Annotated in this window: 17 protein-coding genes, 1 tRNA gene and 1 pseudogene; 9 read left to right on the top strand and 10 right to left on the bottom strand. The window is 41.7% G+C overall.

Annotation, left to right across the window (positions count from 1 at the left end; translation table 11 throughout):
- Positions 1-61 precede the first annotated feature (61 nt).
- The 8 genes from ABFX33_RS25925 to ABFX33_RS25890 all read right to left on the bottom strand — a co-directional run bounded on the left by ABFX33_RS25925 (position 62) and on the right by ABFX33_RS25890 (position 9,497).
- Positions 62-1,381, bottom strand: a complete 1,320-nt coding sequence (locus tag ABFX33_RS25925; protein WP_346089188.1) for a phosphatase PAP2 family protein — start codon at positions 1,379-1,381, stop codon at positions 62-64.
- A complete protein-coding gene (locus ABFX33_RS25920) occupies positions 1,363-2,118 on the bottom strand; it encodes an SDR family NAD(P)-dependent oxidoreductase (protein ID WP_346089187.1) in 756 nt (251 codons plus the stop codon). Before ABFX33_RS25920 ends, ABFX33_RS25925 begins: the two co-directional genes overlap by 19 nt.
- Before the next feature lie 149 nt (positions 2,119-2,267).
- Positions 2,268-3,299, bottom strand: coding sequence for a patatin-like phospholipase family protein (locus ABFX33_RS25915; RefSeq protein ID WP_346089186.1), 1,032 nt, complete (start codon positions 3,297-3,299; stop codon positions 2,268-2,270).
- 35 nt (positions 3,300-3,334) lie between these two features.
- A complete protein-coding gene (locus tag ABFX33_RS25910; protein WP_120261788.1) occupies positions 3,335-4,180 on the bottom strand; it encodes a phosphatidate cytidylyltransferase in 846 nt (281 codons plus the stop codon).
- Entirely contained in the window at positions 4,173-4,778 is a 606-nt protein-coding gene (locus ABFX33_RS25905; RefSeq protein ID WP_120261789.1) for a CDP-alcohol phosphatidyltransferase family protein, read from the bottom strand. The genes ABFX33_RS25910 and ABFX33_RS25905 overlap by 8 nt, the downstream gene beginning before the upstream one ends.
- A 164-nt stretch (positions 4,779-4,942) precedes the next feature.
- Entirely contained in the window at positions 4,943-6,418 is a 1,476-nt protein-coding gene (locus ABFX33_RS25900) for a TPM domain-containing protein (RefSeq protein WP_346089184.1), read from the bottom strand.
- A gap of 228 nt (positions 6,419-6,646) precedes the next feature.
- Positions 6,647-7,969, bottom strand: a complete 1,323-nt coding sequence (locus tag ABFX33_RS25895) for a gluconate:H+ symporter (protein WP_346089182.1) — start codon at positions 7,967-7,969, stop codon at positions 6,647-6,649.
- Positions 7,970-7,985: 16 nt separating this feature from the next.
- The gene (locus ABFX33_RS25890) at positions 7,986-9,497 is read right to left on the bottom strand and encodes a gluconokinase (protein WP_346089180.1); all 1,512 of its coding nucleotides are present in this window, start codon (positions 9,495-9,497) and stop codon (positions 7,986-7,988) included.
- A gap of 102 nt (positions 9,498-9,599) precedes the next feature.
- On the opposite strand from ABFX33_RS25890, the pseudogene ABFX33_RS26785 reads away from it, so the two are divergent.
- A pseudogene (locus ABFX33_RS26785) lies at positions 9,600-9,811 on the top strand (hypothetical protein).
- Positions 9,812-9,895: 84 nt separating this feature from the next.
- Here ABFX33_RS26785 and ABFX33_RS25875 read toward each other — a convergent pair.
- Together ABFX33_RS25875 and ABFX33_RS25870 are read right to left on the bottom strand one after the other, a co-directional pair.
- Positions 9,896-9,971: transfer RNA gene (locus tag ABFX33_RS25875), tRNA-Thr, on the bottom strand.
- Positions 9,972-10,088: 117 nt separating this feature from the next.
- Positions 10,089-11,720 carry an ABC-F family ATP-binding cassette domain-containing protein gene (locus ABFX33_RS25870; protein WP_104385401.1) on the bottom strand — a complete coding sequence of 544 codons (1,632 nt, stop codon included), beginning with the start codon at positions 11,718-11,720 and terminating at the stop codon, positions 10,089-10,091.
- Positions 11,721-11,804: 84 nt separating this feature from the next.
- On the opposite strand from ABFX33_RS25870, the gene trmD reads away from it, so the two are divergent.
- The 8 genes from trmD (at position 11,805) to ABFX33_RS25830 (ending at position 18,345) form a co-directional block, all read left to right on the top strand.
- On the top strand, positions 11,805-12,482 hold the full coding sequence (gene trmD, locus ABFX33_RS25865; protein WP_257094736.1) for a tRNA (guanosine(37)-N1)-methyltransferase TrmD: 678 nt from the start codon (positions 11,805-11,807) through the stop codon (positions 12,480-12,482).
- 256 nt (positions 12,483-12,738) lie between these two features.
- Positions 12,739-14,142, top strand: a complete 1,404-nt coding sequence (locus ABFX33_RS25860) for an anthranilate synthase component I family protein (protein WP_346089178.1) — start codon at positions 12,739-12,741, stop codon at positions 14,140-14,142.
- Complete coding sequence (locus ABFX33_RS25855; protein WP_257094738.1) at positions 14,139-14,432, top strand: chorismate mutase; 294 nt, start codon at positions 14,139-14,141, stop codon at positions 14,430-14,432. The genes ABFX33_RS25860 and ABFX33_RS25855 overlap by 4 nt, the downstream gene beginning before the upstream one ends.
- Positions 14,419-14,991, top strand: a complete 573-nt coding sequence (locus ABFX33_RS25850; protein WP_120261798.1) for an anthranilate synthase component II — start codon at positions 14,419-14,421, stop codon at positions 14,989-14,991. The genes ABFX33_RS25855 and ABFX33_RS25850 overlap by 14 nt, the downstream gene beginning before the upstream one ends.
- A gap of 65 nt (positions 14,992-15,056) precedes the next feature.
- A complete protein-coding gene (gene trpC, locus ABFX33_RS25845; RefSeq protein WP_120261799.1) occupies positions 15,057-15,839 on the top strand; it encodes an indole-3-glycerol phosphate synthase TrpC in 783 nt (260 codons plus the stop codon).
- 34 nt (positions 15,840-15,873) lie between these two features.
- Complete coding sequence (locus tag ABFX33_RS25840; protein ID WP_244211848.1) at positions 15,874-16,419, top strand: RNA polymerase sigma-70 factor; 546 nt, start codon at positions 15,874-15,876, stop codon at positions 16,417-16,419.
- Positions 16,420-16,472: 53 nt separating this feature from the next.
- The gene (locus tag ABFX33_RS25835) at positions 16,473-17,111 is read left to right on the top strand and encodes a hypothetical protein (RefSeq protein ID WP_346089175.1); all 639 of its coding nucleotides are present in this window, start codon (positions 16,473-16,475) and stop codon (positions 17,109-17,111) included.
- Positions 17,112-17,256: 145 nt separating this feature from the next.
- A complete protein-coding gene (locus ABFX33_RS25830; protein WP_346089173.1) occupies positions 17,257-18,345 on the top strand; it encodes a DUF4374 domain-containing protein in 1,089 nt (362 codons plus the stop codon).
- Positions 18,346-18,412: the final 67 nt, after the last annotated feature.

Genomic DNA, 18,412 nt, shown 5'->3' with positions numbered 1-18,412 from the left:
GTAATTTTAGTATCTATTCAGATATGGCGGTTAAAAACAAAGACCAAGCCACCCTTTTTGATTAGGATCTGTCCGCGACGATAATTTTCATCAACTGGATCGCATGATCCTGTAACACCATATGCCTATTGACCGACTTCACTCGATCAATAGCTTTATTTAAATCTAAAGATAATAATTTCTGAATCATCAGAACAGCAAAAATCATGCTCCTACTATAACCCATTGTACAATGAATGATCATATTTTCATGTTCATCCAATGTACGATAAGCGGATACCATTGCGTCTATGATCACATAGGCATCATGCACATTGATCTCCGCAATATCCAGCAAAGGGAAAGAATGATACTTTTCTATGGCACCCAAGAGTTTTACTTCCTCCAGCTCAGCTGCGAGGTCAAAAACAACCAGATTGCGATCCAAGCCCAAGGCTATAAGTTCCGAAGCGTCCAACCTTGGCCCCACATAACAGCGGGGTAGTAATTCCATCAGTGGCGGATTATTTTTCTTTCTAAAAAAACGCCACATCAACCGGTACGCAAATTGGTAAGGGGCGTAAAATACTTTCTTTATCAGTGGTATTCGACCCCGATGATCCTTTAAAAACCCCGTATTACTGCGCAGGTAATTGTAACCAACCGCAAAGCAGACTAAGGCAATCCAAGCAAAAACAATCAGCGGCAATACGTATCCCTCGCAGAGCAGTGCCAGTAGCATGAATATCCACCCGATGAGGTAATAAGTATTCGCTGGCTGTTGATTTTTGCCCCACTCCTTATTTGGAAAGAGTATAAAACTGACCTGAACCAATATGCAAGCTGTCAATAGATCAATCACATGGTGTTGATATACCGTCAATGTCCCTAGGCCCATCAACAGAAGCCAGATGCCCAAGATTATTTTCTTCCATCCGTTGAACTTCCAACGCTGCACCGACCAAAAAAGACAGGCATAAACGACATGCAGGGAGGGTGCCTGATTAAAAGGCGAATCATATTCCTTTAAGAAGGAAAAGAAAATGGTAAACAGAGGATTTTCAACCGACGGTCTGTCAAAAGAAAACCGCAACGGAAAAAGGAGAAAGCACAATGCCGCAATCAGGGTGACAAACGTAAATCGCTTTGCATAGCACTGGAGCTCGCTCTTTTGTCCGCAATAAAATGGCACAAGGCAAAAAAACAGCCCACTGCTCATATAGGGCAGAATCATCCATGGAATGAATGGGATGTACTGTTCAAAAGCAAATACAAAAGAAGGTACCGCAGCTAAACTGGAGGCGTAGGCTGCTGTATAAGGATAGGTAAGTTGAAAAAGTAACAGGCAATAGATGACAACAAGGAGCTGCCCGCCTACTTTCTTTAATCGTTTTTCATCCATTTGGCTTTCCTAAACATGATTTTACTTAATAATACATGAGGGAGCAGGCCTAAAAATCCCATCAGCCATTTCATACGCTTCGGAAAAATCACGATTTCTTTCTTTTGCTGTATCGCTTTTAAGATGCGTTGTGCGGCATCGTCTAAGCTGATCAAAAAGGGCTTTTTGGAGAGATCTTGCTGATTAAGTTGACGGAGCTTAGTTGTATCCACATACCCCGGTGCTATGACTGTCACTGTAATCCCATACGGAAGCAATGCCCTCCGATAAGCGTCAGCCACTTGGATTGCGGCTCGCTTTGTTTTGCTGTACAAACTAGAATTCGGAAAGTCTAAAGTTCCCGAGACGGATGCTATTGTTGCGATCTGCCCCTTTGATTGTCCACGCATGACTTCGCTGGCGACTTCAAAACAGTTCAGAGTACCCAGCATATTGACTCGGAGCATCGCACTTGCCTCTTCATAACTGATGCGCTGTGCCACATCATCGGCATAACTGCCTGTACAATTGATAAAAAGATCCAATGCCACATGATTACAGAAAGAATCAACGACATCAGCCAAAGCATCCCGATTACATACATCTACCTCAAACTTGATGAGCGCATCGTATGCTGGCTGATTGGTCAACTTTGAAATGTCTCGACCACATACAGCAACTTCAGCCCCCTGTTGGAGGTAGCATTGTGCTAGTGCCAAACCTATTCCGCTTGTTCCGCCTGCGATAAATACCTTCATTTTATAAAAAAATAGCAATTATATTACCCGCTTGATCGGGCTATCTTGTCAAACAAATAAACCTTCGGTGTATGCAGTCTAAATTCTCCAATAGATCCCGTATTAAACCATATACACTTCCAACGACCATTACTCCGATACATCGTGTACTACGCCATACGCAGTTCCAGCGTCTTCCCATATCCATAATTCCACTGTGCTTCCATAGCGGTTGCAAATTCATCCAAACTTGCCGGTAGGGACAATGTTATTTCAAATCTACGCCAATCGATGCCTTTTTTACAATAGTTTCCTGCTAACTGTTCCGCAGCATCAGCCGTATCGATCCATCCGATCCCTCGAAATTGCTGATCAATATCCTGCAAGCGTTGGTTTCCGCTAAAGCCCAATACCGCTCTTACCAATCCCTCTTCCTGCAATTTATACGACTGCTTCCGCTCACAGATAACTTCTGCGGCCAAAGACTGCGCCAACTCTACAGGGACCAGATCAATGGCTCCACCGGCATAATATTCCCCATTCCGCTGTATCGGCTCAATATAAAACATATCGGACATGGAAATACGAACAGCCTCCAACAATGTCACCGCTGAATTTATCGCTATCGTTGGGGCAACAGCACTTTGTCCATAATTTTCACCTTGAATTTGAATGCTATCCAGATTTACGTTCGATAGTGCATTTGTATTCCCCATCAGGATTTTCTGATAAAGCTTACGTTCGCCACGTCTCTCCCCAACTTCCGAACGGTCAAAAAGCATTTTCGAACCAATAATAATCGACGGTATTTCTTCCGAAAATGGGCGGTTCAAAGTCGGTAATAAAGGCGAAAGATCATGTTCCATATTGACCAGATAACGATCAAAGACATCTTCCAGATAAGGAGCAGATCGTTTATCCCACTCCTTTTTTAGCACATACCACCCCAGTTTACCCAGATGACGTTGTTCCGTAAGCCGATGTCCACAGAAGAAGCGATAAAACTCTTCGGATTGGAGATAAGATTTCCGCTCTGCATCCGTTGCAAAAGCCTGAATAATCGCAGCAGCCAATGATCCACCGCAGGCGGCAATCAGTAGATCCGGTTTCAACCCCAGTTCCTCCAACGCGGCATACATTCCCAAGTACATGCCAAAACGAGTACCACCTCCTGAAAATAAAACTGCCCGTTGATAATTCATTTCGCGATATATTAGCTATGAGATTCTGCTTTTACTTACAAATTCGTCATTTCTATCAAACAAATCAAACCATAGAAAACAGGTGCATTAAACACCAAGCTATCTATCCGATCCAGTAATCCACCATGTCCGGGGATTAATGTACCCGTATCCTTGACTCCCGTCTTACGTTTCAAAAAGGAGAAAAGCACATCACCACAAAATCCTAAAGTACCAAAGAGCAGACCAAGCAACGAAAAGCAGATAAAATCCCCAAATGGCAATAACAGATAGCCCAAGATATTACTCAAAATTACCGTCAGCCCGATACCACCGATACATCCGGCAACAGTTTTGTTTGGGCTGATACGCGGAACGATCTTTCGTTTACCAAAGAATTTACCCATTAGATATTGGAATACATCATTCAGTTCCGTTAAAACGATGATATAGGCCACAAGCCGTAATCCCATCAGCTCATCCTGATTGATTTGTACTGCCCGGATAAAGGCCAGTTGGCTGAATGCAAGCAGACAGGCAGCCGCTCCAAAGGTCATTCCGATAGCAGCGTCCATCGCTGTTTTCTGTCCCAACCGGAAAAACAGCCCAACCCCTATGCACAATAGTGTCGCCCAACATAGATAGGCGCTATATGAACAGTAGATTAAAAGGATCAGCTGCAATAGACCAGCTACAATAGCAAAAGGCAACGCAAAACTAAAATTGGGCACAAACATCTTCATAAATTCGCGCATCCCCTGAAACGTCAGCCAGGAAACAAACAGCAATGCTATTGTTTGCGGAACGAAAGCAACCGCCAGTACCAGTACAATGTACCCCCAGCTTCTGACCCGTACAGGTACGTCAGCAAATTTGTCCTTCGGATTGGATACTTCACTCATGTACCACCAATGCCTTTCTCAATCGCGTTATCGAACTCAAGACCAATAACAAACATAACACAGCAAAAATATAGACTGAAATAGTCGTTATCGAGATCTGTAACAAGCTCAAAATACCATATACGCCGAGCAACAATGCACGGTCACTTTTACCCATGGGCCCATCATACCGACGATCATTGGCCACAACTTTTCCAATCAGACCACAGAATTCATTGATGACACTCAAAATAATAAAGCATATCACCAGATATAAACTCTCGGGATGAAATTTCAGCAAGGGGAAAAAGATCAGGACATCGGAGACAATATCGCCTACCTCATTCAAGACTTCCCCTTTTTTACTTGTCTGATTGAAAAGACGGGCCATCATGCCATCCAATGCATTGAAGGCCATCCGCAATAATAAACCGATCGGTAATGCCAAGAACAAAATTGGCATCCGGTCAGCGTACCAAAACGACACTGCAATAACCAAAGACAAAACGATCGAGCCAATAGTAATCTGATTGGCTGTTACCTTTTTCCGATGCAACAAAGTCAGAATCGGCATCAATAACTGCTGAAACTTTGGTTTTAATTTATAAACAGAAATCATATATGCGCTATATAGCTTACTTTTTTTATTTTTTTTAAAAAAAATTTTTGATAGTGTAAGAAATACACTATATTTGTGCCATCATAATTTAGGTTTATAATTGGTTATTTAAGGTTTTCATTCTCCCCGATTGAAAACCTTTTTTTTTGCCCCTAAATCACGAACTACCATCGCCCACCTGCGCCTCCACCACCTGAAGAACCGCCGCCAAAACTTCCGCCGCCGCTACTACTTGATCCACCGCCACCAGAGCTTCTCGATGAAGACCGTACTTTAACAGGTATAGTATGCTCGCCATGAGATACGCGATGCCCACAGTTCTTACATTTATCAAAACGTTCCTCCAAGCCCTGCGAACTGTATGTTGCCGATCGGATCGTATGTGTAAGTCCCGTTTCAAACGTACGGTAATGACATTGAGGACAATCAATGTACCCTGCGTTTTCATCCCAGGGAACCAACTTGGTTTCATTGCTTGTCTGATCTACCCAAATCTCATAAGATCGGCTACCAATTTTCTCCTCCATGAGTTGTCCCTGATCCAAGTAAGCACTTTCTCGGATAGATACATCATCCTTATTCATCCGTAACCAACGCCCTGAACCATCTGGAGGGGTCAATCGTAGTTCATTCCTTCGAATCCGCTTATTTATTCCAAAAAGATCAAACAGCGCCAAAGGACTTAGCAACAAAGGAACAAGTCCCCAAATGCGAAATTTACGCAAGGCTTGCTGGATATTCTCCTCATCGCGATAAGAATTGACAATCTGCGTACGGCTCGCATTATATTTCATCGCCAATGTAATACTGCCAAATATAAAAATAAAGTAAGGAAGGTTCTTCCATTGATAAACGACTTCAAAGTTGTTCAATGCAAAAGCACATATAAATACACTGGCAAACATCAACATCCCCATACAACCGCAGCCGCTGACCAGTGGTGGAAAATACTTACTTTTCTTAGTCAACTGTCCCTTTATCGCGCGGGTCACCTCACCCAGCCAGATATAACAGATCGCAAATAAAGCCAGCACCAAAAGTGAATTTCGCAGGATAGGACTGCTGAAGCTCCAGATCGGAGTTGCCTCAGGCATCAAGCGCTCCAATTCAGCCTTGCTATCAGGAGAAGTTAGAATGGTTTTGATAAACTGTGAAGCCTCAAGAACTCCTTGGTCATAATTTCCATTTCGAAAATTAGGCACCAGATACTTCTCACCGATCCGCTTTAAATAGGCATCAGGCAAGGTACTTTCCATCCCATACCCCGTAATAAAACGATATTCCCGCCGATCTTTGGCAATAAACAATAATAGACCATTGTTACTCCCCTTCTTGCCGATACCCCAGGTATTAAATAGTTTAAGTGCAAATTCAAAATCGCTGTCACCGACATAGTCATTGACCAATACAATGGCATACTCACTTTTGGTAGCTGCTTCGATCTGTGTGGATAAACCATCCAATTCAGCGACGGTACCCGATGACAAGATCCCATCGGGATTGGACACGAAGTAATCTTGTCCCTGTAATTTCGGACTAGGTACATTATCGACAGTATACTGTGCCAATACCGGAACAGCACTTAAACAGCAGCTTAGCCAAAATAAAAGGAAGATATAGAGTTGATGTGATCTATGCATATTTTTTAGAATAACTCAAACAACAAAATTTGGTTCATTGTCACGATATTAAGAAAAAAAAATCAAACAAAGGTTTCCATCAAAAAAAAGCCCATAATCAACCGATTATGGGCCTGTATAATTCAATATTCGTTTGAGACTTTCCGTCCTATTAATGTATCCTAGCAATTACTTTATATAATCGTTTTGTTGAGCTACAGCCACAGTACGCGGGCCTGTTTATCGCTATCAATGACCAAGCCAGTGTAAAATTAAGACACCGATCAATCCAATAACAGAAACGAGCGTTTCCATCACCGTCCATGAGCGAAACGTATCCTTCATGCTCACTCCAAAATAAGATTTAAACATCCAAAACCCCGGATCGTTGACGTGTGAGAACATGAGACTACCCGCTCCCGTCGCTAGCACCATTAATTCGGGAGTAACATCTCCCGCCTGCACAATGGGAAGCATAATGCCCGCTGCCGTGAGCCCAGCAACACTAGCCGAACCGATAACCAGGCGAATGATACCGGCTATTAACCATGCAAGCACAAGAGGCGACAAACTAAGGTCTGCGGTTAAGTCAGCGATGTAGTTCGCTACACCACTATCTACCAAAATTTGCTTGAAGGCGCCTGATGCTGCAATGATAAAAAGGATCATCATTATCCCGCGGATTGCTTCTTCCACACTTGCTGACTGCTCCCGCAAACTTTTACCTTGGCGGATACCCATCGTGTACATTGCCATTAGCGATGCAATCATTAAAGCCACCACCGGATCACCCAAGAAACGTAGTGCCGTCAGCCAAGCGGAGCCTTCTGGGAATAGTAGATGTGAAAATGAACCAACAGCAATTAAAACTATTGGAAACAGCCCAGTGAATATACTAATTGCAAATCCGGGAAGCTCTTCCCTATCTGCTTGATTGTGTTCAGGAAAAAACTCGGCCGGTGGGTTGGTCGGAATACGCTTAAGCATCCTGCCAAAGAGTGGTCCACCGATAATTATAGCAGGAATCGCCACAACAACGCCATAGACCATTGTCAAACCTATGTCCGCTTTGTAGGCAAGCGCTATGGCCGTAGCTCCCGGATGTGGTGGCAAATAACCGTGCGTCACGGACAGCGCTGCCAACAATGGAATAGCTACGGAAAGCAAGGGCATTTTATTGGAAGCACATATCATGAAGACAAACGGTACCAAGACGATAAAACCGACATTGTAAAATAAGGGAATTCCTACTAAAAAGCCCGTCAGAACCATTGCCCAAGGTAAGTTCTTTCTGCCAAATACAGCCGTGAGTACCGTTGTAATCTTTTCTGCAGCACCCCCCTCTGCCATCAACTTCCCCAGTAAAGACCCGAAAGCCAACAAAAGTGCCAACTGGCCCATGGTACTGCTCACTCCGGTTTCAACAGATTTAAGGATATCCATGGCGTTCATATTCATAGCAAAACCGACCGCAACAGAAGTTATCAGTAATGAAAAGATTGTGTTTAGCCTGACGACAGTGACCAAAAGAAGTAGTAAAGCTACTCCCAAAATAACGATGATTAGAGGCATAATAATTTATAACTAGTTAAAACTCACCTTCCAATATGTGGTACAGGTGTTCAAATTTCCGGAAGTTCTTCATATATACGGCGTGATTCTCCGCACTCGGTTTGTAATAGCGCTCGGTATCTTGTGTTCCCTCCGCTTGCTTGTTTTTTATGGTAGGATTACCCCTCTGTATACCCAGTGCTTCCAAACCTATCAATGCTGCTCCCCATGCAGAGCTTTCTACCGTATTTTTGGTGAATACAGGTTTATTGAAAATGTCTGCAAGCATTTGCACCCACAACGATGAACGCGCTAAGCCACCACTTGCAAATATCGTATGAATGGGGCCGGTGTTCTCCTCTAATGCGATTCCTACACTGTAAATTGCAAACAACATCCCTTCCATCATGGCCCGTGCAAAGTGCGCCCTGCCATGATGCAACTGTATTCCAAAATAAACGCCTTTTGCATTGGAATTCCAATGTGGTGCCCGTTCACCAGTTAGATAGGGCAAGAATATCAAGCCCTCCGCCCCGGGAACGACGGAGTCGACCAAAGCATTTAACAACGCGGAAGGATCTCCATCCGCTTCCTCTTGATTAAATTCTTGCAAAAAATTATCCCGAAACCAGTTGCGTAATACACCGCCATTGTTAACCGCTCCACCAATTATATATTCATTTGGTCTCAGCAGGTATGTAAATAGCCTTTGTTTTTTTTCTTGATTTGCCTGCGAACTTGCTACGCGAATAGCTCCACTGGTACCAACAGTTACCGAAGCCACCCCAGGACTTATAGCCCCTACCCCGAGATTAGCCAAACAACCATCGCTACCACCTATAACAAAAGGGGTATCTTCAGGGATGTGCATCAAGGCCACAATTTCTCGGTTAGGCATATTTAAAACATAATCCACCGGAACTGGTGATGCTAGTTGCTCTTCCGATATGCCCGTCAATCTTAACGCCTGCTCAGACCATGTTAGCTGATGTATGTCGAAAAGCCCTGTTGCAGATGCAATGGAATGATCGACCACATAAACTCCAAAGAGCCTGTAAAAAAGAAATTCTTTGATACCGATAAACTTGTGCGACTGAGCAAATAATTTTTGATCGTTAGACTTTATCCACATTAATTTGCAAAGCAAAGACATGGGATGTATTGGTGTGCCCGTCTGCTGGTACAACAGCCTGCCCGCCTCAGTTGCCTGCAAGGCAACCGCAATATCCTCGCTTCTACGATCTGCCCATATCATGCAATTGCTAAGTGGCTTGCCCGCCGAGTCAACAGCGATCAGTCCGTGCATAGCACTGCTTACTGAAATACATACGGGTTTCGGTATCTCGGCACTAGATTGCTTTAAGCCAATCATTACATGTGCAATAGACTCAATACATGCGCCATAAACAACCTCCGGATCTTGCTCATACCAGCCTTCCAACGGATTTAATATGGGATAAGGTATACTATGCTGCGACAAGATGTTACCTTCGTAGTCAAATGCAACAGCTTTCGCAGATGATGTCCCAATGTCTAATCCAATGATCATAAATAAAATTGATGTTTAGGAGAGTTCAATATACGGATTATCTGTTGGTTTACAACAAAAGACTCAATACCAGCGAAGTAATTGAAGTGAGAAAAGCGCCTCATACATCGCCGACAACGGTTTCGCGAGGTATTGAAATATGCTATCGCAAACGGGATACCCGTACCAGGATATGTAAACGCACTCTCTTATTTTGATGCCTACCAATCGGAAAAATTACCTGCAAATATTTACAAGCACAACGAGACTACTTTGGCGCACATACCTATGAACGTATTGATCAGGAAGGTATCTTTCACACGCTTTGGGATTAAGGGACAAAAGCTTGAAGATGCGATTTAATCTTCGTTTAAAACGCAAAAAAGCGGCTTTTTGTATAAAGCCGCTTTTTATAACTGAGCCCTCCTGTCGGGATGAACCAATGACCTACTACTGATTACAAGTCAGTTGCTCTACCAGTTGAGCTAAGCAGGCTTCGTTTACAGTTTCTAATTTCTGTGCTGCAAATATCAGGATTTGAACAAAAACTTGTAGCGTATGATTATATGAGATAGACTTACAGCATACATTTACATTCCATTGATCTAGATGCTATCGCTCAATATCCTTCAAACTGCTCATTTTCTTATATTCCAGGAATCCTTTGATATCCTCAAAATGCTCACGGACACGCTTATTTCCAAATTCAAATACTTTTTCTGCTAAGCCATCCAAAAAGTCACGGTCGTGAGAAACAAGGATCAATGTACCATCAAAATCCTTTAAGGCATCTTTGATAATATCTTTGGTCTTCATGTCCAAATGGTTGGTAGGCTCATCGAGAATCAACACATTCACTGGCTCCAAAAGAAGTTTTATCATGGCCAGACGAGTTCGCTCTCCACCAGATAATACCTTCACCTTTTTCGTCGTGTCATCACCACTAAACATAAAAGCACCCAAGAGATCTTTCATTTTAACACGCACATCACCTATTGCAATTTGATCGATTGTATCAAAAACAGTCAATTCACCATCAAGCAATGCCGCCTGATTTTGGGCAAAGTAACCGATCTTGGCATTATGCCCTACCTTCAATGTACCTTCAAAATCTATTTCACCCATAATCGCTTTGATCATGGTCGATTTACCCTCTCCATTTTTACCGACAAAGGCAACTTTTTCGCCACGTTCAATCACCATATTGGCTTTATGGAATACCACATGCTCATCATAAGCCTTGGTAAGATCCTCCACAATGACAGGGTATTGACCCGACCGAGGTGAAGGTGGAAATTTCAGGCGCAGCGCCGAAGTATCTACTTCGTCAATTTCGATAACCTCCAGCTTTTCCAACATCTTCACTCGCGACTGCACCTGTAGCGTCTTCGAGTAAGTACCTCTGAAACGATCAATGAATTCCTGATTGTCAGCAATAAAACGTTGTTGCTCCTCATAAGCTTTCAATTGATGCTGACGTCTTTCCTGACGCAACTCCAAATAATGGCTATACTTGGCTCTATAATCATAAATACGGCCCATCGTCACCTCGATGGTACGGTTCGTGATATTATCGACAAAGGCTCTATCGTGTGAAATAACAATAACTGCCTTGGCAGAATTGACAAGGAAATCCTCCAGCCATTGGATACTCTCGATATCCATGTGGTTGGTTGGCTCATCCAACAAAATCAGATCTGGCTTCTTCAAGAGTATTTTGGCAAGCTCGATACGCATACGCCATCCCCCAGAAAACTCCGACGTCTGTCTGGTAAAGTCAGAACGCTCGAAACCAAGCCCCTTCAATACCTTTTCTACTTCTGCATCGTAATTGACCTCTTCGATCGAATAAAACTTCTCGCTCAGTTCCGACACCCGCTCGATCAATTGCATATAATCATCCGATTCGTAATCTGTACGGATATTCAATTGCTCGTTCAGCTGCTCCAATTCATCCCGCATACCATAGACCTCTTCAAAAGCCTTCGAGGTCTCTTCAAAGACCGTCACATGATCCTGCGTCAGTAAATGTTGCGGTAGATAAGCAATGACGGCATCTTTTGGCCCCGCCACATTACCTGTGGTAGGTTTACCCACTCCAGCTATAATTTTCAACAAGGTAGATTTACCAGCACCATTCTTACCCATCAATGCAATCTTATCATTCTCATTGATCGAGAAAGATACATCCGAAAAAAGAGTCGTTCCCCCAAAGGAAACAGAAATATTATTTACGTCAATCACTGTATGTACACTTAAATTTGCCACAAAGATAAGCGAATCAATCTTATAAATATACAATGGATCATTTTTGTGTATCTTTGCGCCATGCGTTTTGATATTATTACGGTCCTACCAGACCTTTTGGGAAGTCCATTTGCACACTCTATTTTGCAACGTGCAAAGAATAAAGGCCTCGCGGAGATATATGTACACAATTTAAGAGATTACTCAACAAATAAGCACAAAAGTGTGGACGATTACCCCTATGGCGGCGGCTCCGGCATGGTGCTACAGATCGAACCCTTCGCTAAGTGTATTGAACAATTGCAGGCCGAACGGAAATACGATGAAATCATCTATATGACTCCCGATGGAGAAACCTTCAATCAGGATATTGCAAACGGACTCTCGACAAAAGGTAACATGATGATTCTCTGTGGTCACTACAAAGGTATAGACCAACGCATCAGAGATATATATGTGACAAAGGAAATCTCTATAGGTGATTATGTGCTGTCCGGAGGTGAACTTCCAGCGGCAATTGTTACAGACGCGATCATCCGCTTGATCCCCGGAGTTTTATCGGACGAAACCTCTGCGCTTTCAGATTCTTTTCAGGACGGATTGTTGGATGCACCGATCTATACACGCCCTGCAGAGTGGAAAGGGCACAAAGTGCCCGATATTTTACTCAGTGGACATGAAGCGAAAATTGCTGCATGGAAGGACGAACAACAGCTAAAAAGAACACAAGAACGACGCCCTGATTTATTAAATGATTAAGAAATAAGGGGATTTTTTGTTTTTTTATCACAAAAAGTTTGGTTATTTATTTTTTTTTATAAATTTGTGTAATAATGACACGAAGATATACAAATACAAATTGGTGGTGGCCTGAAGCAATAAGCATCGGGAATCAATTGGTATTGTCATAATATTTCATAATCAACCAAAACCATTTGTGGAAATTCCAAACCCGATGCTAACCAGTATCGGGTTTTTTTGTATAAAATTTATCATAACGAAGAAAAAGAATAAAATGAAGTATAAATTCAAAACACAGAGCAGAAAGTTGCTTGCCGACACAACAACACCGGTGAGTATTTATCTTCGATTAAGGGATATCTTTCCAAATTCACTCTTATTGGAAAGCTCCGACTACCATAGCCGTGACAACAATATCAGCTATATCTGTTGCCAGCCCATTGCAGGGATTCAACTCGATGAGCGAGAGTTAACATTAACCTATCCTGGAAAAGAACGAATTGTAAAAAATGCACAAGAAATAGAATTACGTCAGGAGGTATCCGATTTCAGGAATTCTTTTGAAGATTCTACGATAGCCGAACTGAACCTAATCTCCAATGGTCTATTTGGCTACTTTACATTTGATTGCATCGAACATTTTGAGGATATCAAACTGACGACACCTGTCGATCCGGCACGGAAAATACCGTTTATGCAGTACCATGTCTATAAGTATGTGATTGCCATCGACCATTTCCGCAATCAGCTTTATATCTTCGAACATCTTTTGGAAGATGAAGAATCAGAATTGGAACGCATGCAATTCCTAATTCAAAACAAAAACTTCCCAGAGTATACGTTCAAATTGGCCGGAGAGGAAAGTTCCAACCGTACCGATGAAGAACATCGCCAATTGGTGAAAAAGATGAAAGAACATATCCAACGTGGGGATGTCTTTCAAATTGTTCCATCCCGAGGCTTCCGGACACCATTCTCAGGTGATGAATTTAATGTCTACCGTGCATTACGTTCCATTAACCCCTCGCCTTACCTATTCTATTTTGATTATGGTGACTTTAAACTCTTCGGTTCATCGCCTGAGGCACAATTGCGCATCCATGGCAAACAGGCTACGATCTTCCCGATTGCCGGAACATTCAAAAGAACCGGAAACATGGAGGAAGACCAAAAAATTGCTTCTAGACTAAAACAGGATCCGAAAGAAACCTCCGAGCATGTGATGTTGGTAGACCTTGCCCGTAATGATCTGAGCAGACACTGTACACATGTTAAAGTAGAATCCTATATGGAACCACAATATTACTCCCATATCATCCATTTGGTATCAAAAGTAACAGGGGTATTAAAAGATAATATCAATCCATTCGACATTGTAGGCGACACCTACCCTGCCGGGACGCTCTCTGGGGCTCCAAAACACATGGCATTGACACTCATTGACCGCTACGAGGGATTGCAACGTTCGTTCTACTCCGGAGCGATTGGCTTTATGGGTTTCAATGGCGATTTCAATCATGCCATCATGATTCGTTCATTCCTCAGTAAACAAAACACATTGCACTATCAAGCTGGTGGTGGAATTGTATTGGACTCTGACCCTGAAATGGAACTTCAGGAAGTCAACAATAAAATAGCTGCTTTGCGAAAAGCATTACAATTAGCAGAAACGTTATGATCAGACCATTAGAATACTGTGTCAATACACAACATATCAATGTTTCGATAGACACCATCGACAACCGCATCGTTGAATTGCTGGCTTTGCGGAAGACCTATCTCAATAAGGCAAAAGTATTGGATGATCATACCGATGCCGGGCAGCATATTATTAAAAATATCAGCAGTAACCAGGCGACACTGGCAAAGAAATTCGACCTGCCAATGGAATTTGTTCAAGCGATATTTCAGGAAATAGATAATTACTTTAATCAGGACTATACAACAAGAGGCTATGAGCAACAATAAAATCGTCGTCATTGACAATTACGATTCATTCACCTATAATTTGGTTCATTTGCTACAGGAGTTGGGACAGGACTATGTGGTATTGAGAAATGATAAATTCAAACTGGAAGAGCTGGAAGCATTCGATAAAATACTTCTTTCTCCAGGTCCCGGTATTCCGGAAGAAGCGGGTCTATTGCTTGACGTGATCCGCACCTATGCTCCGCACAAAAGTATATTGGGCATCTGCCTGGGGCAACAGGCAATCGCCGAAGTATTTGGCGGCACACTATTCAATATGGAAAAACCGCTGCATGGAGTTGCAACCAGCATTATCGTTACTGATGAATCCGAAAAGCTATTTCAGGACTTCCCGAAAGATTCCAAAATAGGACGCTACCATTCATGGGCTGTAAACAAAGAAACATTGCCAAGCACACTTAAAGTGACAGCCGTAGATGAGAATGGCATCATCATGGCACTGACACATACGGAGTATGATGTACGAGGCATGCAGTTCCATCCGGAATCCGTACTGACAACAAATGGAAAAAAATTAATTGAAAACTGGTTATTTTAGTATCTCAATACTCAACTATATGCCAAAGGCTTAAAGTACTAAAATATCTATACTAAATACTAAAAATGACGATACTCGATAAAATCATTGAACGAAAAAGAATAGAAGTAGAAAAGGCGAAGGCCTTGGTTCCATTCGAAGAGCTGTTGAACTATCCCTATTTCAATGTAGCCTGTCTTTCTTTACGGGAATCTATATTAGATCCTCAAAAAACAGGAATTATAGCTGAATATAAACGAGCATCACCTTCAAAAGGAGATATCAACAGTACGGCAAAAGTCGAAGATGTTGTCAAGGCTTATGAAGAAGCTGGTGCCTCGGCGGTATCTGTGCTGACCGATGGGGAGTTTTTCAAGGGCAATCTTGAAGATCTTTCGAAAGCAAGGGAAGCAATTAACATCCCTATTTTGCGGAAAGAATTCATTGTCGACAAATATCAGATTACTGAGGCCAAGGCTTATGGTGCCGATGTCATCCTTTTAATAGCAGCCTGCCTCAAAAAGGAAGAAGTTCAGGAGTTTGCCGCCTATGCACATCAGATCGGACTCAATGTATTGCTTGAAGTACACAATGAACAGGAACTTTTGGATAATCTTTTCGACGATATCGATGCCATTGGTGTCAACAATAGAAACTTAAAAGATTTTTCCGTAGATCTAAACCATTCATACGAACTTTTGGATAAAATTCCATCCGAATATATTAAAGTTTCTGAAAGTGGCATCTCTGATCCCACAACTATTAAAGCATTGAAAAAAGCTGGTTTCCAAAGCTTTCTAATCGGTGAAAATTTTATGAAAACTGCAGATCCGGGTAAAGCGATCAAGGATTTCGTAAAAGAAATTTAGAAACTATTTAAAACGAATCTAAATAAGCCTATCTTTGCGTCAGAACAAGCAGAGAACTGGTATTTTGGAAAAAGAGTTTTTTATTATAGATAAAGCAGGTTTTGAGCAAATATATCTTCAACACTGGGAAGGTATGTTTGCCTTTTGCCTGAGCAGTATCAAAGATGAAGAACATTCCAAGGAAATCGTACAGGATGTTTTCAAATCACTTTGGGAACGACGTGAAGAGCTTCGTCTCATAGAGGTCGAGCGGTATCTGATCAGATCAGTAAAGCTCAAAACATTTGAATACATCCGTAATAAAGTATCACGACAACAACACCTGGACAATATTTCAAATACAAGAGAAGAGCATTACGTAGATAATTCACTGATTGCTGATGAACTAGCCAAGAAGATATCACATCTGATCGATAGTTTGCCCAAACAATGTAAAAATGTCTTCCGCATGAGTAGAGAACAGGGGCTCACCAACAAGGAAATTGCGCATAAGCTCTATATTTCCGAACGGGCGGTAGAATATCATATTTCACGGGCATTAAAAACATTAAAAACAGAACTAACGGAATATATATCCTAAATTTAGCTATACAAAAGAAATCCTGTACTTTTGTCAGAAAGTAAGTATATCATATGAAAATAGACCATAAACTCGTAGAGAAATATCATTTAGGCCAATGCTCTCCCGCAGAACAACTTCTTGTGGAGGAATGGTTATTGGATGATACCCTCGAGTCGGAGCCCTTGTCTATTTCCATCACTAAAAAAGCAAAATTAGAAACGGATATCTGGGCCGAGCTGAGCAGCCATATTGATAAGTCCGAAGTCCCAACAATAGTTCCTCCCAAAAAATATAACTTTAAATATATTGGAATAGCAGCCAGTATTATATTTTTACTCTGTTTTGGTTTTTATCAATTCAGTAAGGATGCCGAAAACACTGCCGCCATCTTTGATAACGGAACAAGTGCTGGACTGAAATATATTAACCAGAATAGTTACAATATCATCCTCGGTAAAAATGCACGGGCTGAGATCAATACGGATACCGGGGAATTCAAAACTTCGGGCAATATGATGTTCATTCCCAAAAAAAACTTTGCATTTAGCTTTTCCGGCACAGATAAAAAGAAGGAACTCAAACATGGGGAAACATATTTTGTATTAAAACCACAAAAAAATGGCAAACAGGTAATAATCTCCAAATCAGAACTGACTTTTTTAGCCCCTACCATCCAACACGAACTGAAAATACAATTTAATATCATCTAAATAAGAAGAACTTCAATTAGTCCATACACTCATGCTATCCAACCGCTTCACGCTATTCTTATCCTTGTTATTACTCCATTTAGTAATAAGCTGTAGAACGGAAGATGGGGGCAGAAATATCGACGGGAAGTACAGTCTCTATACGATGAATAAAGATCTCGGAAACACCATCATCACCTCAAATACTGTTGATAGTGGAAATCTGACCATCTCAAAAAATGGCATAGACATTCCGACACAGCAATTCGATCGAAGCATCATCGTTAAGGACAAGCATTTTTATTTTTTAAGAGCGGGAAAATTCAGAAAATATACACTTCAATCAAACGGATTAAAGGAAATTGCACAGTTGGCTATGCAAGATCAGCATATTGAAAATATAAACTGGCTTGATCGAGACACATTACTCCTATTTACTTCGGACAACAAAACAAACCGTCGGCTATGGGTCTCTAAAATTACGGTCAACGATTTCAAAATCAACCAACAGCAAGAAGTAAAACTACCTTCAGCCTCAGCAGACTTTAAGATTCTTTCCGTCGGGTTTGGCACCATACATCAACAACGGTTATTGATCGGTTATACTTTTAATAAAGTGATTAATGAGACTGACTTTACCACAATAGATACAATGTATATTGCGACACTGGATAAGACGACTTTACAATTAGAAAATATACAAAAAGATACTCGTTCTTCTTACCCCGGAGGAGTCAATACTGTTCAATCTTATAGCCTCCATGACGAAAATGGCAATTTCTATTTTATGTCCTGCCCTGGTATAGCACTAGGTAACAGCCCATCAAAACCTACCGCAATTTTTAGAATTGACAGCAATTCCACCCATATCAACCCTGCCTATTTTCTCAATCTAACAGCCAAAACACACAATCATGCTTATGGCATGTGGTATTTGGGCAACAATCAGGCTATCGTCCGTAGTGAACGTAGAGATCGCTACACCGACTTTAGCGATCATCATTCCACCTATCAATTTGAGTACTATGTGGTCGATCTTATCAGCCAAACTACGACAAAATTAAACCTCCCTTTCGACAAGGGGACACGCAAAGAATCCGTTCTCGTCGAAAATGGGAAAGCCTATATCACAATAGACGATGCAAAGGATCAGCATCAAGTTTGGGTCTATGATATCAAATCAAAAAATATTCAGGTTGGTCTTATCCTAGATCAAGCGACCGATTTTATTGTTAGAATAGATCGACTACATTAAATTTCTAACTGATATTCAGCTTATTAAAAAATAATAATTTTTATTTACTTATTTGACCTTCGGTAGA

It is taken from the genome of Sphingobacterium ginsenosidimutans (assembly GCF_039536865.1).
Classification (GTDB): domain Bacteria; phylum Bacteroidota; class Bacteroidia; order Sphingobacteriales; family Sphingobacteriaceae; genus Sphingobacterium; species Sphingobacterium detergens.
The sequence above is the reverse complement of the archived record's forward strand: the minus strand, read 5'-3'. Positions and strand labels throughout refer to the sequence as shown.